Source organism: Prauserella sediminis (assembly GCF_014195435.1).
GTDB lineage: Bacteria > Actinomycetota > Actinomycetes > Mycobacteriales > Pseudonocardiaceae > Prauserella > Prauserella salsuginis.
Genome location: NZ_JACIBS010000002.1, coordinates 1 through 21,783, shown reverse-complemented (window position 1 = coordinate 21,783; position 21,783 = coordinate 1). Strand labels below are relative to the sequence as shown.

The following is a 21,783-nucleotide window of genomic DNA, read 5'->3' as shown; positions in this document are numbered from 1 at the left end:
CATGGCCGAACTCATCACCGCCGATTTCGTCGACCTCGATCTCCGCGGCAGTGACCGCGAGGAGGTCACCGCCGACCTCGCGAAGCGGCTGGCCGCGGCTGGCCGCGTCGGCGACCTCGACGGGTTCCTCGCCGACCTGCGCGAACGTGAGGCGCAGATGCCCACCGGCATCGAAGGCGGCATCGGCATCCCGCACGCAAGGTCGGTGCACGTCACCGAACCCACACTGGGTTTCGGGCGCAGCAAGTCCGGTGTGGACTTCGGCGCCTCGGACGGCCCGGCACACCTGATCTTCCTCATCGCGGCGCCCGAGGGCGGCGGCGACGAGCACCTCACCGTGCTCGGCGCGCTCGCCCGGCGCCTGATGCACCAGTCGTTCCGCCAGTCGCTGCTCGACGCCTCCGACGCGGAGTCCGTCGTGCGGCTCGTCCGCGAGGAGGTGTTCGGACAATGAAGTTCGTCGCCGTCACGTCGTGCCCCACCGGCATCGCGCACACCTACATGGCCGCAGAGGCCCTCGAACAGGCCGCGACGGCCGCCGGGCACGAGATCGCCGTCGAGACGCAGGGCTCGGCGGGCTCGGCCCCGCTGGGTGGCGACGACATCGCGGCCGCCGACGCGGTCGTGTTCGCCGCCGACGTCGACGTCCGCGACCGTGAGCGGTTCGCGGACAAGCCACAGGTCACGGCAGGTGTGAAGGCCGCGATCAACGACGCCGCCGCGCTCATCGAGCAGGCCACGGCCGCCGCCCGGTCCGCCGCGGCGACGCCGGCGGAGTCCTCTCTCGAGGCCCCCGCCGAGACCGAGGCCGAGCCGGCAGGTGCGCCGGAATCGGCCTCGTCGGCAGCCGAACCGGAAAACGCGGTCGAGGCGCGCACCGGGGCGGGCACGCGGGTGCGTCAGTGGCTGATGACCGGCGTGAGCTACATGATCCCGTTCGTCGCGGCGGGCGGCATCCTCATCGCGATCGCGTTCCTGATCGGCGGTGCCGAGATCGCGGCCGTGGTGGACGGCGGAGACTTCCGCGGCGTGCACTACGACGGCATCTCCGACCCGGCCGACCTCCTCGGCGAGGCGGGGATCGCGGGCGTGCTGTTCAAAGTCGGCTCCACGGCGTTCGACATGCTCGTTCCGGTGCTGTCCGGGTTCATCGCGTTCGGCATGGCCGACCGGCCCGGCATCGCGCCGGGCATCGTCGGCGGGCTCCTGGCGAGCGCGATCGGCGCCGGGTTCCTCGGCGGCCTCGTGTCCGGTCTGCTGGCGGGTTTCGTCGTCATGGGGCTGAAGCGGATCAGGGTGCCGCGCGGTGTGGCCGGGGTGATGCCCGTCGTGGTGATCCCGCTCGTGGCGTGCTTCGTGGTGGGCCTGTTGATGCTCGTGGTCGTCGGCGAACCGATCGCCGCGGCGCAGAGCGGGATGACCGACTGGCTCGCCGGGCTCTCCGGCGGCACGGCGTGGCTGCTCGGCGGTCTGCTCGGCCTCATGATGGCCTTCGACACGGGCGGGCCGGTGAACAAGGTCGCCTACACGTTCGGCATCGCGGCACTGGCCAGCGGGGACACCGTGATCATGGCGGCGGTCATGGCGGCCGGGATGACACCCCCGCTGGGGCTGGCCCTCGCGACCGTCGTCCGTCGACGGTTGTTCACGCGCGCGGAGCGCGACGCGGGCAAGGCCGCCTGGCTGCTCGGGCTGTCGTTCATCACCGAGGGCGCCATCCCGTTCGCCGCGGCCGACCCGCTGCGCGTGATCCCGTCGTTGATGGCAGGCAGTGCCACGACCGGCGCCCTCGTCGTGGCGTTCGGCGCCACCTCGCCCGCACCCCACGGCGGGATCTGGGTACTCGGACTCGTCGGCTCGCCGCTGCTGTATCTCGTGGCCGTCGCCGCCGGCATGGTCGTCACCTGCGGCTGCCTCGTAGCGGCCAAGAGTTTCCTCGGCCGCCGCGAGCGGCCCGCCCGGCAGGACGCCCAGGCCGGGGCACCGGAACACGGACTCATCGGCGCCCAGCAGGGTTAGCCGCAACGGAAGGAGCACCCGATGGTGGAACGTCACGTGACCGTGGGCTCGGCGGTGGGCCTGCACGCCAGGCCCGCTGCCGTGTTCGCCAAGGCGGCGGCGAGCCAGCCGGTGCCGGTGACGATCGGCAAGGCCGATGCCGATCCGGTCGACGCGCGCAGCGTGCTGTCGGTGATCGGGCTCGGTGCCCGCAACGGCGACGAGGTCGTCCTGCGCGCCGACGGGCCCGACGCCGAGCGAGTCCTGGACGAACTCGCCGAGGTCGTCGCCACCGATCACGACGGGGCGTGAAGCGCGTGGGCCGGGTGGTGATCCGTCGCCCGGCCCACGCCGTCCCGACACCGGCCGACGTGGCGGCGCGCCGGTGCGGGCGGGTCCTGTCGGTGGTGGCGGGGCGGTGAGCGAGGATGACGGCCATGAACGCCGAGCACACCGCAGCACTGCCCGAGAATCCGGTCGCTTTCGACATCCGCCGTGACGGTCACATCGCCGAGGTCACCCTCCTCGGCCCCGCCAAGGGCAACGCGATGGGCCCGGATTTCTGGCGCGAGCTGCCGCTGGTCTTCCGCGCGCTCGACGCCGACCCGGAGGTACGGGCGATCGTGCTGGCAGGTAGCGGCAAGCACTTCTCGTACGGCCTCGACCTGAACGCGATGCTGCCCGGGTGGAGCGAGTTCCTCGCCGGGGACGCCCAGGCGGGTCCGCGCACTCGCTTCCTCGACGAGGTGCGCACGATGCAGGACGCCGTCAGCACGGTCGCCAAGTGCCGGACGCCGGTGATCGCCGCTGTGTCCGGCTGGTGCATCGGCGGCGGGGTCGACCTCATCGCGGGTGCCGACGTTCGGCTGGCCAGCGCTGACGCACAGTTCAGCGTGCGGGAGGTCAAGGTCGCGATCGTCGCCGACATCGGCAGCCTGCAGCGCCTCGGCGCGATCATCGGGGAGGGGCACCTGCGGGAGCTCGCGCTCACCGGCAAGGACATCGACGCCGCACGCGCCGAGAAGATCGGTCTCGTCAACGACACCTACCCGGATCGGGACGCGCTGCTGGCCGCCGCCCGCGAGCTGGCCGGCGAGCTGGCGGCCAATCCTCCGCTGGTCGTGCGGGGGATCAAGGACGTACTGTCCATGGGCACCGAGCAGCAGGTCGACGCCGGGCTGCGGTACGTGTCCGCGTGGAACGCGGCGTTCCTGCCCAGCAAGGACCTCGGTGAGGCGGTGCAGGCGTTCCTGGAGAAGCGCCGGCCCCACTTCACCGGCGAATAGCGCCAGGCAGCAGGAAACGGCGAGCGAGGAGAAGCACGAACGTGAGCAACGAGGCCCACACCGCCCACTCGAGCGGGGACGGTCACGACGAGTTCCGGCGGGCCCGGGATTTCCTGGTGGCCCACAGGGAGGACTACGACACGGCCCGCGCGGAGTTCCGCTGGCCCGAGCTGACCGAGTTCAACTGGGCGCTCGACTGGTTCGACCGCGTGGCGGCCGATCCGGCCAACGCCGAGCGCTACGCACTGTGGATCGTCGAGGAGGACGGCACCGAGGGCCGGTGGACCTACCCGGAGCTGTCGCGGCGATCGAACCAGGTGGCGAACTGGCTGCGCGCCCAGGGCGTGCAGCGCGGGGACCGGCTGATCCTGATGCTCGGCAACCAGGTCGAGCTGTGGGAGACGATCCTCGCCGCGATCAAACTCGGTGCCGTGCTCATCCCGGCGACGACACTGCTGGGACCGGCCGACCTGCGGGACCGCGTCGATCGGGGAGAGGCGCGGCACGTCGTGGCGCGGTCGGTCGACGCGGAGAAGTTCGCCGACGTTCCCGGCGGTTACACACGCATCGCCGTCGGTGAGCCCGCGGGCGGTTGGCTGTCGTACACCGACGCCTACTCGGCCGACGACGCGTTCACCCCGGACGGGCCGACACAGGCGGCCGACCCGCTGCTGCTGTACTTCACCTCGGGCACGACGGCGAAGCCGAAGCTGGTGCAGCACACACACGTGTCGTACCCGGCGGGGCACCTGTCGACGATGTATTGGATCGGCCTCGAACCCGGCGACGTGCACCTGAACGTCGCGTCGCCGGGCTGGGCCAAGCACGCCTGGAGCAACGTGTTCGCGCCGTGGAACGCGGAGGCCACGGTGTTCCTGTACAACTACACGCGCTTCGACGCCGACGCCCTGCTGGCGCAGCTGGAGCGGTGCGGCGTCACGAGCTTCTGCGCTCCGCCGACGGTGTGGCGGATGCTCATCCAGGCGGACCTGAGCGCGTTGCCGACGCCGCCCACGAAGGTGGTCGGTGCGGGCGAGCCACTGAATCCGGAGGTCATCGAGCAGGTGCGGGCCGCGTGGGGAGTGACCATCCGCGACGGGTTCGGCCAGACCGAGACCACGGTGCAGATCGCCAACACACCGGGGCAGGAGGTCAAGCCGGGATCGATGGGCCGTGCGGTGCCGGGCTTCGACGTCGTGCTGGTCGACCCGGCCAGCGGAGAGCCGGCCACGGAGGGCGAGCTGTGCCTCGACCTGTCGCGGCGCCCGACCGGCCTGATGGTCGGGTACGCCGGCGACGAGGAGCGCACGGCCACGGCGTTCGCCGACGGCTACTACCACACCGGTGACGTCGGATCGATCGACGAGGACGGCTACATCACCTACGTCGGCCGTACCGACGACGTGTTCAAGGCCTCCGACTACCGCATCTCACCGTTCGAGCTGGAGAGCGTGCTGCTGGAACACGAGGCGGTCGCCGAGGCGGCCGTCGTGCCCGCTTCCGACCCGATCCGCCTGGCCGTGCCGAAGGCGTACGTCGTGCTGGCGTCGGGGCACGAGCCCGACGGTGCGACCGCGGAGAGCATCCTGGCGTTCTGCCGCGAGCACCTGGCGCCGTACAAGCGGGTGCGCAGGCTCGAATTCGGCGAGCTGCCGAAAACGATCTCCGGCAAGATCCGCAGGGTCGAGTTGCGTGGCAAGGAGAACGACGCCGCGGAGCGTCCGGCGGGGGAGTTCCGCGACGAGGATTTCCCGGGGTTGAAGGGCTGATCGGACGGGGACCGTCTGGCTGGAACGTCCATTATGGACCGAATTGGTGCCGGCGGGGTCGCCGCGCGGACGGGTGAACCGTGCGGCGGCCCGTTAACGCCGGGCCCGTCCCGGCCGATAACCAGAGTGATGAACGATAGTGAGCAAGGTACTGCCCGGACTTCCGACGCCTGGACTCCCGGCGCGCAGCGGGATGCAACGGCGTCCCCCCAGGCGCCCGCGCGCCGGGACACCACGACTCGGCAGCCGACGAGTGCGCCACCGACGACGCCTTGCACGGTCGTGTGGAGTCAGGGCAGGCCGTACGTGCTCGAGAACCCCACCGGCCGTCCGCGGTGGATGGGCATGGACCGGCACGGCCGGCCGCAGGCCCTCACCGGTGACGAACTGCGCCGCCGTGGCTGGAGCTACCACCGCTCCCGGTGACCGTCGTCGGATCCCTCGTCGCGCCACCGGTACCGCAGGGCCTGGTGGCCGAAACGCCCGTGAGCCCGGCCACCTCACCCCTGGCCGGCGACTCGATACGGTGAACGGGTGAACGAGTCTGCGGGGTCGGGGGAGAGCGCGGGCCGGGGAGCCCGCGACCAGTTCTCGGAAGAGAAGGTGGGCGCAGGGGGTACGGTGGGCCGCGAGGACGAGGGCGGCCAGCCTGTGACGACCGCGTCCCCCGGCACGGGGCCATCCCTGCTGCGGCAGGCCGTCATGGCGCCGAACCTGCTGTCGATTCTGCGGTTGGCCGGCGTCCCGGTGTTCCTGTGGCTGCTGCTCGGCCCCCACGCCGACGGTTGGGCACTGGCGATCCTCGTGTTCAGCGGGCTGACCGACTGGCTCGACGGCAAACTCGCCCGCTGGCTGAATCAGATGAGCCGGCTGGGCCAGCTGCTCGACCCGGCGGCCGACCGGCTCTACATCGTCGCCACGCTCGTGGCGTTCCTGCTCCGCGACATCATCCCGTGGTGGGCCGTCGCCGTCCTGCTGCTGCGTGAGGCCGTCGCGGGGATCTGCCTGCTGGTGCTGCGGCACAACCGGTTCGAACCACCGGAGGTCACCTACGTCGGCAAGGGCGCCACGTTCGTCCTCATGTACGCCTTCCCGTTGTTGCTGCTGGTTCAGGGCGATTCGACCGCGGCCGCTGTCGCGGCTCCGCTCGCCTACGCCTTCACGATCTGGGGCGGCGTGCTCTACGTGTGGTCCGGTGCGCTCTACGCGGCGCAGACCCTGCTGGCCGTGACACGCGACCGCCGCGACCGGAGGCGCGAGGCGGCGGGCTGAACGGCCGGAACGTGCGCGCCGGACGGCCGGCGGCGACGTCGGCCTGACGTGATCGCAGCGCCGTGCGACGATTCCCCTCGTTCGTGGCCACGCAGTGAGTGAAAGGGGAACGGCCTTGGCTGCACAGTCCACACCGGAGGAACTGCGCTACACCGAGGACCACGAATGGGTCGCCGAACGCGACGAGGGCGTCGTGCGGGTGGGCATCACCGAGTACGCCCAGGACCAGCTGGGCGACGTGGTGTTCGTCGACCTGCCGGAGCCCGGCGCCGAGGTGACGGCGGGGGACACGTTCGGCGAGGTCGAGTCGACCAAGAGCGTGTCCGAGATCTACGCGCCCCTGGACGGCGAGGTCATCGCCGTCAACGACGCGGTCACTGCGACCCCGGAGCTGATCAACGGCGACCCCTACGGCGAAGGCTGGCTCGTCGAACTCCGCGTCGCCGATCCGGCGACCCTGGAGGGGTTGCTCGATGCCGAGGCATACCAGCGCCTGACCGGGAGTTGATCGGGGAGCCCGGGCATTGCGCGCGGCCGCCCGCGCGGTACGTTGAGGCGCACCAGGTTTCATGGCCGCCTGCGGTTTCGCGACCACGGGCGGTGAGAAGGCCAAGCGACACACTGTCAGTGCGTAAGGAGAGCTCAGGTGAGCACGAACGACGGGCCCGAGATTCCCCCGGAGGGAGCTCCGGAGAGGACCTCCGTGTTCCGGGCGGACTTCCTGTCGGAAGGGGAAGGGCAGGAGGCGCCGGCGGTCGAGCCGCAGGAGGCCGGCGTTGACGCGCTGCCCGCGGGCTCGGCGTTGCTGGTGGTCAAGCGGGGCCCGAACGCGGGTTCGCGATTCCTGCTCGACCGCGACACGACGAGCGCGGGCCGGCACCCCGACAGCGATATCTTCCTCGACGACGTCACGGTCTCGCGGCGGCACGCGGAGTTCCGCCGCGAAGGCGGGTCGTTCGTCGTGATCGACGTCGGCAGCCTCAACGGCACGTACGTCAACCGCGAGCCGGTCGACCAGGCCGTCCTGGCGGGCGGTGACGAAGTGCAGATCGGCAAGTTCCGTCTGGTGTTCCTGACCGGAGGCCAGGGGGCGCAGTGACGGCTGCCGGACGGCAACCACGCGAGGGTTTGAGCATCGGGGCCGTGCTGGCGCAACTGCGCAAGGATTTCCCCGGGGTGACGATCTCGAAGATCAGGTTTCTCGAATCCGAGGGCCTGGTCCGGCCTGCTCGCACGCCGTCCGGCTACCGTCAGTTCACGAGCGCCGACGTGGAGCGGCTCCGGTTCGTGCTGACGGCCCAGCGAGATCATTACCTCCCGCTGAAGGTCATCAAGGAGCAGCTCGAGGCGGCGGATCGCGGCGCGGCCGCGGGGCGCGAACCGACTCCCGATCCGGGGTCGCGGCCCGGGCGGCGGCTGGTTCCGCTCGACGCTCCGGACACCGGTGTGCCCGCGCCGACGGCGGACGACTTCGCCGGCGACGCCACGGCCCGGTTGTCCTCGGAGCAGCTACTGGCCGAGGCGGAGATCGATGAGGCACTGCTGGCCGAACTCGTCCAGTACGGCCTGATCCGGCCGGGTGCCGGCGGGTTCTACGACGCCGACGCCGTGACGATCGCGAAGACGGTCACCGCGATGGGGGCGTTCGGTATCGAACCGCGGCACCTGCGGGCGTTGCGGGTCTCGGCCGACCGTGAGGTCGGGCTCCTCGAGCAGGTTGCGGCGCCCGTGTACCGGCACCGCGACGAGGGCGCCAGGGAACGCGGCGACGAGCTCGTCCGCGAACTGGCGGCCCTGTCGGTCACGCTGCACACCCTCCTCGTGAAGGCGGGCATCCGGGGGCTGACCCACGGGTGAGCGCGCGGCCGACCGGGGATCGGCATTCGGCGGTCTCCGGGCGCTCGGACGGAGCAGTGCGGCGGTCACAGCTGCAGAAGCCGGGTGGCGAAACTTCGGTGTAGCGCCCGGGATGACGTACGGTTGAGGGCGGGCTCGAAGAGACCGGGCCGGCGAGAGTGAGAAGCGAGCACAGCGCACCGATGGCGGGTAGCGTCGGCGGTGTCCGCGTGGAACCCGCGTGGGCCGGCCGAACGGCTGATCCACCGCGAAGCGCTGCAGCCCGCGCGCAGAGAGGGAGGCGAAGCCCGATGAGCGAGATGCGCGTCGTCGGCGTCCGGGTCGAGCTGCCCGCGAACCAGCCGATCTTGTTGCTGCGGGAGACGGAAGGCGAGCGGTACCTGCCGATCTGGATCGGCTCGGTGGAGGCGACCGCGATCGCCTTGGAACAGCAAGGCGTGCGGCCGGCCCGTCCGCTGACTCACGATCTGCTCAAGGACGTCATCGGCGGTCTCGGCCGCGAGCTCGAACAGGTGATCATCACCGATCTGCAGGAGAGCACCTTCTTCGCCGAGCTCGTGTTCGACGGGGACGTGCGGGTATCGGCGCGGCCCAGTGACTCGGTCGCGCTCGCCCTCCGCATGGGGGTGCCGATCCACGCGGAAGAGGGCGTGCTCGACGAAGCCGGCCTGATCATCCCGGACGAGCAGGAGGACGAGGTCGAGAAGTTCCGCGAGTTCCTCGACTCCGTGTCGCCGGAGGACTTCCGCGGCGCCGACACATAGCCGCCGTCACTCCGCGCGGACGGCCCGGTCGAACAGGTCGGCCAGTTCGCGGCCGCAGGCGTCCAGATCGAGCGAGGGTTGCTGGCGGAGCCGGAGGACGACGCCGTCGATCGCCTGGCGCATGGTGAGCGCCATGATCTGTGGATCGCACTCGCGGAACACCCCATGGCGGGTGCCTTGCGCGAGTAGCCGTTCGAACCTGCCCACCCGGATCGCGTGTACGACCTGAGCGGAGACGTCGGCGTCGTCGGCGGTGGCGGCGTGGGTGCCGATCTCGACGAGTGCGGTCGATTCCTGCGGATGCGTCGCGAGGAAGGCGACCTCGGCCCGGAGCTGGCCGAGCAGCAGCCGGCGGAGGTCCTGTTCGCCGCCGAGGCGTTCGCCGACGAACGTGTCCTGCCGGTCGACGATGGTTCCGAGCGTCGCCTGGACGAGATCACTCTTGCCGGCGAAGTGGTAGGAGACCATTCGCGTGCTGGACAGTCCCGCCCGTTCGACGATCCGGGCGAACGAGGTCTTCACGTAGCCCAGTTCGGCGATGGCCGAGATCGTGGCATCGATGATCTGCCTGCGGCGGACGTCTTCGGTGAGGGTGAGTCCGGTGCCTGCGCCGAACTCGCTGAGTTCGGTGTCGGACAGCTCGAGGTCCGGGTGTCCATCGGACGACGCGTTTACCTGCATGAGTAATAGTTAACTCATGTGAGTAAAACATGGCAACCGGGTAATCGGGTCGAGATGTCGTCACGGTGCCCGCGCGTCGCGTTGACCGCCCCGTGGGGCAGGCATACCGTTCGAAGAGCGACGAAACGCGCCGTGGCCGGCGACCGGGCCGCACGGGCGTAGGTCGTACCGGTCGGCCCGCCCGGGTCGGCGGTCTTGTTTCGTCGGCCGCGCGGCCGGACGAGAGGAGGCATGCGTGGTCGACGACAGTCCGATCAGGGGCATCGACGGTGGCGAGCAGGGGGCGTTGTTTCCCGACGACTCACTGCCGGATGAGCTGGTCGGCTACCGCGGCCCAGCGGCCTGTCAGATCGCCGGAATCACCTATCGCCAGCTGGACTACTGGGCGCGCACCAAGCTGATCGCGCCCAGTATCCGCACGGCGCACGGTTCGGGGTCGCAGCGGCTGTACTCGTTCAAGGACCTGCTGGTCCTGAAGATCATCAAGCGGCTGCTCGACACGGGTATCTCCCTGCAGAACATCCGGGTCGCGGTCGATCACCTGCGGGGCAGGGGAGTGCGTGACCTGGCCAGGGTGACGCTGTTCTCCGACGGGACGACCGTCTACGAATGCACCTCACCGGAGGAGATCGTCGATCTGCTGCAGGGTGGACAGGGCGTGTTCGGCATCGCCGTCAGTGGTGCGATGCAGGAGATCAGTGGTTCGCTGCACGAGTTCCCCGCGGAGCGGGCCGACGGCGGCGAGTTGGACACGCCGGTGGCCGACGAGCTGACCCAGCGGCGCAACGCCCGCCGTACCGGCTGAGCGACACCCCGACCACGACTTCCGAACACACGACTCTCGGACATCCAGCGCCCGGACACTCACCGAGTGTGCGGGCGTAGTTGTGTGCGGGGCGGTCGCACCGGTCATTGTATAACGGCCTATACGGCTCGTCGTTCGCGGTCAGTCCACTGCTCCTCGCCGTCCCTTCGGACTAGCCGGCAGAACCGCACGGAGGTGCGGGAGCCGGCCCGCGAGCCCGCCCCGTGAGCTCGCGTCAGCCGGTGAACCCGGCCTCGGCGAATCGCTTCTGCTGTTCCGGCGAGGTCAGGTGCGCACGGAACGACTGCGCGGCCCGCTGCTGCACCGTGTCCACGCCGTTGCCGGCGAGGCTGACGTAGGTGAACGTGCCGTCCGGTCCGGAGGCGATCTTCTCCGGGGACGCGCCGATCCGGTCGGGTTGGTCCGAGGCGAGGCGGTCCGACCACTTCGTGTCATCCATGATCCACGCGGCGGGCGTGCCACGGGTGCGATCGCCGGTCAGGTCGGTGAACACCTCCGACGACGTACCCGGCTGCACCTTCACGGTGACGCAGTGGCCGTGGACCACGGTTTCCTCGTCGTTCCACGCTTTGGCGGCCTGCCGGACGGGGTCGGCCACGGCCGGGGCGGTGGCCACCCGCAGTGTGGACTCGCCTTCCTCGCACGCCGCGGCCTGAGCCTCGGCACGGTTCGACAGGACGCCGTCGGCCCAGTTCCAGCCGAAGATTCCGGCCACGATGAGCACGACGAGGACACCGCAGGCCACCGGCCACGCCGCAATCCTCCGCTTGGGCTTCTTGTCCACTGCGCGATGGCTGCCCGTGGACGTGACCGTGCCGTGTCTGCCGGTCGACGTGACAGCCCTGCGACCGCCCGTGGCGCTGACGGCGCTGTGGCGGCCCGTCGCGGTGACCCGCCGACGGCCGCCGGTCGACGTCACCGTGTCGCGGTCGTCCGACGTCGCGGACGACGGCGCGGCGGCCGGAGTCGGGTTGGCCGGGGGCGTGTTGGCCGGCGCCGTGCCGGGCGAGGGCGCGCCGGATGTTCGCGTGGTATCCGGCTGGGCCGTCGTCGCGCTGCCGGCTCCGGCGGGCGAGTCGGTAACCGCCGGGCGGCCGGCGTCGTGGACGTGCGGGCGGTCCGGGCGCGGACGCGGCCGCGGGGGCCTGCCTGTCGCCGCGGGACGAGTCGCCGCGTCCTCGGCGGGACCTGTGCCGCCGGACGGCCCCGCGGCAGGGACGGGATCGATACGGGTGGTCAGTTCGGCCGCGCTCTCGTCGCCGGTGTGGGCCTGTGCCACCGGGTGCATCGCCGGTGAGGTGGACAGGACGTCGTCCGGGGCCGGTGAGTAGCCGGGCGCGCTGCGGTACGCCGCCGGCGGCGTCGTCGTGTCGCGGAACCAGTCGTCCGGCGAGCCGCCTGTGCGTGCGCCGCCGATCGCCTGTCTGGCCTTGCGCAGCGGATCAGGCTGCCCGGGAGCCGGGTCCTCGGCTCGGTAGTGCCGCCCCATTCGCGTCCTCTCACCTGCACGGAGTGCTGATCACACTCTGTCGACGTGACAAAAACGTAACCACCCTAACAGCCCAGCCCGCTGGATCACTGTGATCCGGATCCGACTTCCGTCGCCGAAAGCAACCCGCGGTAGAGGGTGATCAACCGTTCGCGTAGCGGAGCCGCGCGCCGGGCGAACGCGGCCTGCTGCCGTGCGTACTCCGCCCGGCCCGCCGGGGTCTCGATGCGCACGGGGGAGTAGCCGAGTGCCGACAGGTCGTACGGACTCGCGCGCATGTCGAGTACGCGGATGTCGGCCGCCAGCTCGAAGCAGTCGCCGAGCAGTTCGGACGGTACGAGCGGACCGAGCTTGTAAGCCCATTTGTACAGGTCCATACCGACGTGCAGGCACCCAGGTTGATCGAGCTCACGCTGCGTCTCGCGGGTCGGCTGCAGCGTGTTCAGCGGCCGTGCCGGTTCGGTGAAGAACCGGAAGGCGTCGAAGTGGCCGCAGCGGATGTCGAGGCTTTCGACGACGTCGTCCGTACCTTCGGAGCCCAGCCGCAGCGGTAACTGAGCGTGTCGGACCTGATCGACCGGGTACTGATACACCATCGCCCATTCGTGGAGCCCGAAGCAGTTGAGCCGGGCCGGTCGTGCGGCCGTCGCCTCCAGCAGCGAGACGACGTAGCGCGCCATGCGTGCCCGCTTGGGCGGCAGTACCGGATCGGCGTGGACGCCGTCGCCGGTGGCGACGTACCCGGTGCGGTCGAGGAACCGGCGGGAGCCCTCGCCGGTGAGCAGTACGCCGGGTCCCGGCTGCCACCGTTCCAACTGCGAGGGCGGCAGCGAGTAGTACGTGAACAGGAAGTCCAGCACCGGATGCTTCTCGCCGCGGGACCGCCGTGCCTGGTGCGGCCCGGTCCACGGCCGCATCCGGGCGGCGTGCGCCTCCTCCATGGCACGCCACTCCGACTCGGTGAGCATCGTGTCAGGTGACATGCGTGCCGTCCCGCACCGTGCCGACGTACTCCTCGACCAGATCCTCCAGCGCCGCCACGCCGACCACCGCGCCGCTGTCGTCGGTGGCCGTGGCCAGGTGGCTGCCCTCCCGGCGCATCGCCGACAGGGCCGTGTCGAGGCGCGCGTGCACCGGCAGCTCGGTCAGCCGCCGGATCTTGTCCGCCGGAACGTGTGCGCCCGGGTCGTCGCCGAGGTGGGCGAGCATGTCCTTGACGTGCAGGTATCCGACGAGCTCGCCGTCGTCGGCGCGGAGCGGGTAGCGGGAGAACCCGGTGGCGGACACGGCTGCCTCGACGTCGCCGAGCGTGGGGCGGTCCGGCACGGTGCGCAGCTCGGACATCGGCACGACGATGTCGGCGACCGTCTTGTCGGCCGACGAGAGCGTCTGTGACAGGCGCCGGTGCTCGGCGTGCTCGATGAGCCCCTCCCTGCGCGACTCGCTGAGCAGCGCCGCCAGCTCGTCGGAGGTGTAGCCGGTGTCGACCTCGTCCTTCGGCTCGACCCGCATCAGCCGGAGTGCGCCGTTGGCGATGCCGTTGAGCAACCAGAGGAACGGGTGCACCACCCGGACCCACGCCACGTGCACGGGCACGAGCCACAGCGCCATTCGCTCCGGCTCGGCGATCGCGATGTTCTTCGGCACCATCTCGCCGACCAGCACGTGCAGCAGGGTGATGGCCACGAGTGTGACGACGAAGGCGACGGCGTGGACCACGTACGCGGGCAGGGGCACACCGAGCGCGTTGACGGCGGCCTCGAGCCGGTGCGCCACCGCCGGTTCGCCGAACTGGAGCAGCAGCAGCGAGCACACCGTGATGCCCAGCTGGGCGCCGGCGAGCATCAGCGACACGTTCTGGCCCGCCTTGATGACGATCTTCGCGCGGCTCTTGCCCGCTTCCAACAGCGCTTCGAGGCGGTCGCGCCGGGAGGAGATGAGCGCGAACTCGGCGCCGACGAAGAACGCGTTCAACCCCAGCAGGACGGCGATCAGCGAGATGGCGACCCAGTCGTTCACGCGGGCACCTCCCGTCGCTCGACGCGGACCTCGGCGATGCGGTGCCGGTCCATCTCCGTGACGGTGAGCCGCCAGCCGTCGATGTCCACCGCGTCGCCGGCGTCGGGGATGCGGCCGAGCCGTTCGAGGATCAGGCCTGCGATCGTCTCGTAGTCGCCGTCGGGCATGGCGAACCCGGTGATGTCGGCGACCTCGTCACCGCGCAGCTGCCCGGAGACCGCCCAGCTGTCGGCGCCGATCTGCTGTGAGGCCGGCTCCTCGCGGTCGTCGTGTTCGTCCCGTACGTCGCCGATGATCTCCTCGACCACGTCTTCGAGGGTGACGAGTCCTGCGCTGCCACCGTATTCGTCGACCACGATCGCGAGCTGGAACCGGGAGGCGCGGAGCCGGTCGAGCAACGCGTCCCCCGGCAGCGACTCGGGCACCGTCGGGACGGGGCGCATCACCGAGCCGATCGGCACCGTGCGGCGTTCGTCGGCGCGGACCGTGAACGCCTGTTTGATGTGCACGGCGCCCTGGACGTCGTCGAGGTCCTCGCGGTACACGGGGAAGCGCGACAGTCCGGTGCTGCGCGAGAGGTCGACGAGGTCGGCGACCGCGTCGTCGACGTGCAGCGACTGGACGCGCACGCGCGGGGTCATCAGTTCGGCCGCGGTGCGCTCGCCGAACCGCAGCGACCGGTCGAGCAGCTGGGCCGTCGCGACGTCGAGGGTGCCGCTGGCTGCGCTCGTGCGCACGATCGAGCCCAGCTCCTGGGGTGAACGCGCCGACCGCAACTCCTCCTGCGGTTCGATGCCGAGCTTGCGGACGACGACGTTGGCGCTGTTGTTCATGAGCGTGATCAGCCAGCGGAACAGCGCAGAGAACCGGGAGTGATATCCGGCCACCGCTCGCGCCGTCTTCAGCGGCAGCGAGACGGCGAGGTTCTTCGGCACCATCTCGCCGATGACCATGGACAACACGGTGGCGAGCAGCATCGACAGCACCAGGGAGGCACCGCGCGCACCGCTGTCGGGCAGGCCGAGGCCCGTCAGCGCGGGCCGGAGGACCTTGCCCAGCAGGGGCTCGGCGACGTAGCCGGTGAGCAGAGTCGTCAGCGTGATCGCGACCTGGGCGCCGGACAGTTGGAACGACAGGGTCCGGTGCGCCTTGAGGACGGTCTTCGACCGGCGGTCGCCGACCTGGCGGACGTTGGCCTCGATGGTGCTGCGTTCGAGCGTGGTCAGGGAGAACTCCGCGGCCACCGCGAGCCCGGTGCCGACGGTCAGCAGCACGACGACCAGCAGGCCCCCGATGGTGAGCAGGACGTCCATCAGACTGCGCCGCCCTGGTCCTGATGAGCGGGGCGGGAGGGGGGAGACATCGGTGAGCCGGGTCTGTCACCCGGCCGAATACTGTCTCCCGGTGACTGCGCATCGCGCACGAACGACGTCAACTCCTCGGGGAACACGGACCGTCAGGGAACAGGGGTATCCTAACCAGGACAAACGGTGGCGACGGCGGCGGAGTTCCCGAACCGGGCGGGCCTGCGCCGTGCCGCGCCGACGGGCGGGTTCAGTCGCTCCGGTGGCGGCGGACGCTGTCCTCGACGACGTCCAGGACGGGTTCCAGGTCGTCGGCGGGCAGGCCCATGGCGAGGTGGGAGACCAGGCCCTCGAGGACGAGCTGCAGGTACTCGGCGAGGACGTCGACCCCGATGTCGTCGCGCAGGTTGCCGGACCGGCGCTGCCATTCGAGCCGTTTGCGGGTGGCGATGGTCAGCTGCTGCGAGTGCTCGGCCCAGCGGCCGCGGAACTCCGGATCGGTTCGCAGCCTGCGGGAGACCTCGAGACGGGTGCCGAGCCAGTCGGCGGGATGTTCGGAGTCGCCGGCCAGCAGGTCGCGCATCACCTGGACGAGACCCTGCTGGGCGACGACGTCGGCCATGCGGGAAGCGTCGTCCTCTGCCAGCGCGAGGAACAGCGACTCCTTGTCGCGGAAGTGGTGGAAGATGGCGCCGCGTGACAGGCCGGTCGCCTCTTCGAGCCTGCGGACGGTGGCACCCTCGTAGCCGAATCGTCCGAAACACAGGCGTGCCCCGTCGAGGATCTGGCGCCGACGCGCCTCGAGGTGGTCCTGGCTGACCCGTGGCATTCATCGATCTTGACACCGGGCGGGGATCGGATGCAAACCGTACGTACGTACTGGGAGGGTGGGTCGACTTCGCGCCACCCGCGCGGGTTATTCGCGCGGGGTTCACGCGCAGAGGCTGCGATTGTCGGTGGCCGCCGGTAGCGTCCGACACCGACGGTCCTCGAGCGGATGCGGTGGTCGCATGACGGCGATGCACGGTTCTGTCACTCCAACCCCGGACACCCCCACCGACACTCGACCCCCGGGCACCTCGCCCTCCGAGGCATCGGCGCCGGACCTCTCGCCGCCCGGCGGCTCGCACGGAGGCGGTGCCGGTCCGGGTGCTCCGGTGTCGACGGGTGCGCGGGAGGCGGCCGCCGAGGTCGCCGCGTGCGCGATCGCCGATCGCGCCGCAGGGGAGGCCTATGTCGCCTCGGTCTGTTTCAAACACGGCCCGCCGCGGCTGACCGGTGCCGAGCTCGAATTCCTCGTCCACGACGCCCTCGCCCCCCGCCGCCCTCCGGACCCCGCCCGCCTGCGCCGGGCACTCGGCGGGCACGCCCCGGCCACCCTGGTGCCCGGCGGCCGCGCCGCGCCGCTGCCCGCCGGGTCGGCGCTCACCCTCGAACCGGGCGGTCAGGTGGAGATCTCCACCCGCCCTCACTCCTCGGTGCAGGCACTGGTCACCGACGCCGGTGCCGACCTCGCCCACGTCGCCGATCTGCTCGCAGGCGAGGGCCTCGTGCTGGGTGAGCGGGCGATCGACCCGCTGCGCCCACCCGTGCGCGTCCTCGACACGGCACGGTATGCCGCGATGCAACGCCGTTTCGCAGAGTTCGGCCCCGGTGGCGAGACGATGATGTGCAGTACCGCGGCGGTGCAGGTGTGCGTCGACGCCGGTGAGCCCGACGCGGTGCCCGCCCGGTGGGCGGCCGTCCACGCCCTCGGTCCCGTCCTGCTCGCGTTGTTCGCCAACTCGCGCACGCACGCCGGCCGCGACACGGGGTACGCCTCGGCGCGCTGGCGGGCCGTCATGGGCACCGAACCCGCGCGCACCGACCCCGCCGCGTGCGGCGGCGCCGTCGACGATCCGCCCGCGCGCTGGGCCTCCCGTGTGCTGGACACGCCTTTGATGGTGCGCAGGCGCACGACCGGCGCGTGGGACGCCCCCGGCCGGGTGACGTTCGCCGACTGGATCGCCCGCCGCGGTGCCGCGCGTCACTGGGCTCCGCCGACCTTCGAAGACCTGGACTACCACCTGACCACACTGTTCACGCCGGTCCGGCCGCGAGGACACCTCGAGGTGCGCTACGTCGACGCCCAGCCCGCCGGCCGCTGGGTCGATCCCGTCGCACTGCTGACGGCGCTGCTGCGCAGCCCCGTGGTCGTCGACCGGGTCCTCGAGGTCTGTGCGCCCACCGAGGGCCGCTGGGCCGACGCCGCCCGCCTGGGGCTTGCCGACCCCGCACTGCACCGCGGCGCCCGTGCGGTCGCCGAGCTCGGCTGCGACGGGCTGGCCGACCTCGGCCTGGCACCGGCGCTCGTCGACGAGATCGCCACCGCCGTCGCAGCCCGGCTCGACGGCCGCCCGCGCGCCGCGTGACGCCGACACCGGCAGACGTCGCCGGTGTGCCTGCATCCCGGTGCGTCAACCCGTTGATCGTCCCCGTTGTCCTTGGAGGAGGAAGCATGGCCGCGTTCGATCGTTCCCCGGTTCCCGCCGCGGCGGAGGTGTCCGGCGCACCCGACTCCGCAGGCTCGGCCGACCCCGTCGGCGCGGCGAGCGGCCCCACCGGGCGGCACGGCGCCGACACCGCCGAGGACCTGCGTGCCCACGCGGCCACGGCACTGGACCGGGCGCGCCGGCGCACCGCGGCGCTGACCGACATCGACGACGAGGAGCTCACCCGGCAGCATTCGAAGCTCATGTCACCGCTGGTGTGGGATCTCGCGCACGTCGGCAGCCAGGAGGAGATCTGGCTCGTACGGGACGTCGGGGGTCGTGAACCGCTGCGCCCCGACATCGACGACCTCTACGACGCGTTCCAGCATCCGCGTTCCGACCGGCCGGCACTGCCGCTGCTCGGACCGGACGAGGCGCGCGCCTACGTCGGCCAGGTCAGGGAGAAGGCACTCGACGCCCTCGACCGGGCTCCGCTGGAGGGCGGCGGACTGACCGCGTCGGGGTTCGCGTTCGGCATGATCGCCCAGCATGAGCAGCAACACGACGAGACGATGCTCGCCACCCATCAGCTGCGCCGCGGCGATCCGCTGCTCGACGCGCCCGCCCCGCCGGGCAGGCGTGCCGGTCCGCTGCCGGAGGAGGTCGTCGTTCCCGCGGGCCCGTTCGTCATGGGGACGTCGGTGGAACCGTGGGCGCTCGACAACGAACGGCCGGCCCACGAGGTGTACGTCGACGCCTTCGCGCTCGACACGGTCCCCGTGACGTGTGAGCGGTACGCCGCGTTCGTCGACGCGGGCGGGTACACCGATCCGCGGTGGTGGAACGACGAGGGCTGGGCGTACGTGACCGGCAACGGCATCACCGCGCCGCGATTCTGGTATCGGGACGGCGAGCGCTGGCGGCGCAGGCGATTCGGCGTGGACGAGCCGGTACCGGCCGACGAACCGGTGCTGCACGTGTCGTTCCACGAGGCAGCGGCCTACGCCGCGTGGGCGGGGAAACGGCTACCCACCGAGGCCGAATGGGAGAAGGCGGCCCGCTACGAGCCGGCGTCCGGACGGTCGCTGCGCTACCCGTGGGGCGACGACGAACCCACTGTCGACCGCGCCAACCTCGGACAGCGGCACCTGCGTCCCGCGCCGGTCGGCGCCTACCCGGACGGCGCGTCGCCGGTGGGGGCGCATCAGCTGATCGGCGACGTCTGGGAATGGACGGCCACGGATTTCCGAGGCTATCCGGGATTCGCGGCGTTCCCGTACCGCGAGTACTCCGAGGTGTTCTTCGGCAGTGACCACAAGGTCCTGCGCGGCGGTTCGTTCGGCACGGATCCGGTGGCGATCCGTGGCACGTTCCGCAACTGGGACTTCCCGATCCGGCGGCAGATTTTCACGGGGTTCCGCTGTGCGCGCGACCTGTCCCGTGACGAGGTGGTGTGAGCGGTGTGCCGGCATCTGGCGTATCTCGGCGTCCCGACCTCTCCCACGGGCTCGCTGATCGAAGCGCCGCACGCGCTGCTCGTGCAGTCCTACGCCCCGGCGGACATGCGCGGCGGCGGCACCGTCAACGCCGACGGGTTCGGTCTCGCCTGGCTGGCCGACGACGCGGGTCCTCCGGTGCAGTACCGCCGTGCTCGTCCGATGTGGACCGACGGCACCCTGCCGCGGCTCGTCGAGACGTTACGTCCGCCGGTGTTCGTCGGCGCGGTGCGATCGGGCACCCCGGGGATGCCGGTCGAGGAGGCGGCGTGTGCGCCCCTGGCCGACGACCGGTGGATGTTCAGCCACAACGGGGTGGTGGCCGGCTGGCCGTCCTCGGTCGCGGGACTTGCGGAAAAACTGCCGGTCGTCGACCTGCTGGGGCTCGAATCGCGCACCGATTCGGCGCTGCTGTGGGCGTTGCTACGGCACCGGTTGGCCGCGGGCGGCGACCCGGTGGGCGAGGTCGCGCAATTGGTGTCCGATGTGGACCGCGCTGCGCCGGGGTCCCGGCTGAACCTCCTGCTCGCGGATCGAGACCTGCTCGTCGCGACGGCATGGACCCACTCGTTGTCGGTCCGCGTCGCGGCCGGCGGTGTCGCCGTGGCCTCCGAACCCTACGACGGTGACCCGGCATGGCGACCCGTTCCGGACGGTCACCTCGTCGTCGCCCGCCGGGACTCCACCGGCGGGGTCACCAGCGAGATCCTGCCCATCGACGAACGGAGCTCCGAGTGAACAACGTGATCATCGAACGGCACCGCAGCGGCGACGACCTGACCACGGCGCTGCGGCAGGACGTCCGGGAAGGACTGTCCGCGTCGCAGAAATGGTTGCCCGCCACGTGGTTCTACGACGCGCGGGGCAGTGAGCTGTTCGAAGAGATCACCGCGCTGCCCGAGTACTACCCCACGCGCGCCGAGCGGGAGGTGCTCCTGCGCGAGGCGCCCGCGGTCGCCGCCGCCACCGGGGCGCGCACACTCGTGGAACTCGGCGCCGGATCGAGTGAGAAGACGCGTGCGCTGCTCGACGCGCTGCGGTCGGCGGGCACACTGACGGGCTTCGTGCCCCAGGACGTGTCCGCCTCGGCGCTGACGGAGGCGGCCGAGGCGATCGCCGCGGACTACCCGGACCTGGCCGTGCACGGCGTCGTCGGGGACTTCACCGCGAACCTCGGCGAGCTGCCGGGCACGTCGCCCCGACTGGTGGCGTTCCTCGGCGGCACGATCGGGAACTTCCCGCCCGCCGAACGTGCGGCGTTCCTCCGGTCGGTGCGTGCGGTGCTGAAACCGGGGGAGTGGCTGTTGCTCGGAACCGACCTCGTGAAGGATCCCGCCACGCTCGTGGCCGCCTACGACGACGCGCGCGGTGTGACGGCCGAGTTCAACCGCAACGTGCTCACCGTGCTGAACGCCCGGTTGGGCGCGGACGCGGACCCGGCGGACTTCGACCACGTGGCGGTGTGGGACGCCGAGCACGAGTGGATCGAGATGCGCCTGCGCGCGCGTCGCGATCTGGTGGTGCACGTGCCGGGCGCCGGGCTGGACGTCGAGTTCCGCGCCGGCGAGCACCTGCGGACCGAGGTCTCCGCCAAGTTCCGGCCCGAGGTGGTGCGGTCCGAACTCGCCGACGCCGGGTTCACCCGCGAACACTGGTGGACCGACGAGGCGAACCGGTTCGGTGTCTCCCTCTCCCGCGCCGTGTGACGACTGCGTCCTGCCGCGTGTTCTGCACTCGTCCCCGTGTGTTCTGCACCCGGCCCCGCGTGTTCTGCGGCCGGTACCCCGGGCCGGCGGGTCACCCCTCGTGGCGGCGGAGGAGGTCGGTCGTCCACGCCGTGTGCCGCCGGCGCAGTTCCGCGGCCGTGAGGTCGGTGCGGCCGAGATCGCGGTAGTTGGGTACCCACGTCTCCACCGAACGGTGCGACCGCGCCAACGTCCACAGGTCCCACGGATACGGGTCGTGCACCAGTCCACCGGCCTCCCGATATGCCCGCAGGCACGTGTCGGCCACCGGTTCGCCGTACAACAGGTACAGGTCGAACCGGCACCAGCTCAGGTCGTACCCGGCAGGGCCGCGGGCGGCGCCTTCCCAATCGACGACGCCGGTGAGCCGGTCGCCGGACCAGACCACGTTGCCGGACTGGTAGTCGCCGTGCGTCAGTACCAGCGGTGCCGCGGCGATCGTCGTGTGCCACAGGGCGTCCACGACCGAAGCCGCCGGGCCCGACAACCGGGTCCGGCGGCCGCGTCGTTCGAACACGGTCTGCAGCTGCGGGGAGCTGCCGCATTCCGCGGAATGGAGCCGCGCCAGTGTCTCGCCGAGTTGGCGGGCGGCACGGTGGGGATCGGCCGGACGGATGTCGGCCGTGCCCGGCATCCGACTGATCAGCACCCACGGTGTCGTGTCCGGAACATCACCACTGCGGGCCAGTAGCCGCGGAGCAAGGCCCCCGGCCGTGTCGATGATCCGCAGTGCGCGCGCCTCGTCGTCGGCCGCGGGGTCGCCGGCCTCGAACTGTCGCAGAATCAGGTCCCGATCCGGATTCGTG

The 21,783-nt window shown here is 71.3% G+C and carries 22 protein-coding genes; 15 read left to right on the top strand and 7 right to left on the bottom strand.

What is annotated here, in order from left to right; genetic code table 11:
* Position 1: 1 nt before the first annotated feature.
* From FB384_RS18485 to FB384_RS18440, 10 genes are all read left to right on the top strand, one after another.
* Positions 2 to 454 carry a PTS sugar transporter subunit IIA gene (locus FB384_RS18485; protein ID WP_183785801.1) on the top strand — a complete coding sequence of 151 codons (453 nt, stop codon included), beginning with the start codon at positions 2 to 4 and terminating at the stop codon, positions 452 to 454.
* Positions 451 to 2,019 (top strand): PTS fructose transporter subunit IIC, encoded by a 1,569-nt coding sequence (locus FB384_RS18480; protein ID WP_183785799.1) that lies wholly within the window; start codon positions 451 to 453, stop codon positions 2,017 to 2,019. Before FB384_RS18485 ends, FB384_RS18480 begins: the two co-directional genes overlap by 4 nt.
* A gap of 21 nt (positions 2,020 to 2,040) precedes the next feature.
* Entirely contained in the window at positions 2,041 to 2,310 is a 270-nt protein-coding gene (locus FB384_RS18475; RefSeq protein WP_183652312.1) for an HPr family phosphocarrier protein, read from the top strand.
* Between the two features lie 125 nt (positions 2,311 to 2,435).
* Positions 2,436 to 3,284 carry a crotonase/enoyl-CoA hydratase family protein gene (locus tag FB384_RS18470; protein WP_228726481.1) on the top strand — a complete coding sequence of 283 codons (849 nt, stop codon included), beginning with the start codon at positions 2,436 to 2,438 and terminating at the stop codon, positions 3,282 to 3,284.
* Between the two features lie 41 nt (positions 3,285 to 3,325).
* Positions 3,326 to 5,053, top strand: coding sequence for an AMP-binding protein (locus FB384_RS18465; protein WP_183785795.1), 1,728 nt, complete (start codon positions 3,326 to 3,328; stop codon positions 5,051 to 5,053).
* Positions 5,054 to 5,704: 651 nt separating this feature from the next.
* Complete coding sequence (locus FB384_RS18460) at positions 5,705 to 6,325, top strand: CDP-alcohol phosphatidyltransferase family protein (RefSeq protein ID WP_407676099.1); 621 nt, start codon at positions 5,705 to 5,707, stop codon at positions 6,323 to 6,325.
* 115 nt (positions 6,326 to 6,440) lie between these two features.
* Positions 6,441 to 6,833 (top strand): glycine cleavage system protein GcvH, encoded by a 393-nt coding sequence (gcvH, locus tag FB384_RS18455; RefSeq protein WP_228726480.1) that lies wholly within the window; start codon positions 6,441 to 6,443, stop codon positions 6,831 to 6,833.
* A gap of 138 nt (positions 6,834 to 6,971) precedes the next feature.
* Entirely contained in the window at positions 6,972 to 7,424 is a 453-nt protein-coding gene (gene garA / locus FB384_RS18450; RefSeq protein ID WP_183785793.1) for a glycogen accumulation regulator GarA, read from the top strand.
* Entirely contained in the window at positions 7,421 to 8,182 is a 762-nt protein-coding gene (ftsR, locus tag FB384_RS18445) for a transcriptional regulator FtsR (protein ID WP_183785791.1), read from the top strand. Before garA ends, ftsR begins: the two co-directional genes overlap by 4 nt.
* Before the next feature lie 290 nt (positions 8,183 to 8,472).
* Positions 8,473 to 8,946, top strand: a complete 474-nt coding sequence (locus FB384_RS18440) for a bifunctional nuclease family protein (protein WP_183785789.1) — start codon at positions 8,473 to 8,475, stop codon at positions 8,944 to 8,946.
* Between the two features lie 6 nt (positions 8,947 to 8,952).
* Here FB384_RS18440 and FB384_RS18435 read toward each other — a convergent pair whose 3' ends face one another.
* The gene (locus tag FB384_RS18435; protein ID WP_183785787.1) at positions 8,953 to 9,627 is read right to left on the bottom strand and encodes a TetR/AcrR family transcriptional regulator; all 675 of its coding nucleotides are present in this window, start codon (positions 9,625 to 9,627) and stop codon (positions 8,953 to 8,955) included.
* A 235-nt stretch (positions 9,628 to 9,862) separates the two neighbouring features.
* Here FB384_RS18435 and FB384_RS18430 point away from each other — a divergent pair, with 235 nt between their 5' ends.
* Entirely contained in the window at positions 9,863 to 10,432 is a 570-nt protein-coding gene (locus FB384_RS18430) for a MerR family transcriptional regulator (protein WP_183785785.1), read from the top strand.
* Between the two features lie 235 nt (positions 10,433 to 10,667).
* Here FB384_RS18430 and FB384_RS18425 read toward each other — a convergent pair whose 3' ends face one another.
* The 5 genes from FB384_RS18425 to FB384_RS18405 form a co-directional block, all read right to left on the bottom strand.
* Entirely contained in the window at positions 10,668 to 11,942 is a 1,275-nt protein-coding gene (locus FB384_RS18425; protein ID WP_228726479.1) for a substrate-binding domain-containing protein, read from the bottom strand.
* Positions 11,943 to 12,028: 86 nt separating this feature from the next.
* Entirely contained in the window at positions 12,029 to 12,925 is an 897-nt protein-coding gene (locus FB384_RS18420; protein ID WP_183785783.1) for a 3-methyladenine DNA glycosylase, read from the bottom strand.
* A complete protein-coding gene (locus tag FB384_RS18415; protein ID WP_183785781.1) occupies positions 12,915 to 13,961 on the bottom strand; it encodes a hemolysin family protein in 1,047 nt (348 codons plus the stop codon). The genes FB384_RS18420 and FB384_RS18415 overlap by 11 nt, the downstream gene beginning before the upstream one ends.
* Positions 13,958 to 15,274 carry a hemolysin family protein gene (locus FB384_RS18410; protein WP_183785779.1) on the bottom strand — a complete coding sequence of 439 codons (1,317 nt, stop codon included), beginning with the start codon at positions 15,272 to 15,274 and terminating at the stop codon, positions 13,958 to 13,960. The genes FB384_RS18415 and FB384_RS18410 overlap by 4 nt, the downstream gene beginning before the upstream one ends.
* Before the next feature lie 241 nt (positions 15,275 to 15,515).
* Positions 15,516 to 16,094: a TetR/AcrR family transcriptional regulator gene (locus FB384_RS18405; protein WP_183785777.1), complete on the bottom strand. Its 579-nt coding sequence runs from the start codon at positions 16,092 to 16,094 to the stop codon at positions 15,516 to 15,518.
* A 328-nt stretch (positions 16,095 to 16,422) separates the two neighbouring features.
* On the opposite strand from FB384_RS18405, the gene FB384_RS18400 reads away from it, so the two are divergent.
* From FB384_RS18400 to egtD, 4 genes are all read left to right on the top strand, one after another.
* Positions 16,423 to 17,676, top strand: a complete 1,254-nt coding sequence (locus tag FB384_RS18400) for a glutamate-cysteine ligase family protein (protein WP_323985305.1) — start codon at positions 16,423 to 16,425, stop codon at positions 17,674 to 17,676.
* 86 nt (positions 17,677 to 17,762) lie between these two features.
* A complete protein-coding gene (egtB, locus tag FB384_RS18395; RefSeq protein ID WP_183785775.1) occupies positions 17,763 to 19,193 on the top strand; it encodes an ergothioneine biosynthesis protein EgtB in 1,431 nt (476 codons plus the stop codon).
* 3 nt (positions 19,194 to 19,196) lie between these two features.
* Positions 19,197 to 19,970: an ergothioneine biosynthesis protein EgtC gene (egtC, locus tag FB384_RS18390; protein WP_183785773.1), complete on the top strand. Its 774-nt coding sequence runs from the start codon at positions 19,197 to 19,199 to the stop codon at positions 19,968 to 19,970.
* Complete coding sequence (egtD, locus tag FB384_RS18385) at positions 19,967 to 20,938, top strand: L-histidine N(alpha)-methyltransferase (protein ID WP_183785771.1); 972 nt, start codon at positions 19,967 to 19,969, stop codon at positions 20,936 to 20,938. The genes egtC and egtD overlap by 4 nt, the downstream gene beginning before the upstream one ends.
* A gap of 91 nt (positions 20,939 to 21,029) precedes the next feature.
* Here the strand turns inward: egtD and FB384_RS18380 are convergent.
* The coding region (locus tag FB384_RS18380) for a phosphotransferase family protein (RefSeq protein ID WP_183785769.1) at positions 21,030 to 21,783 on the bottom strand (754 nt) is incomplete at its 5' end.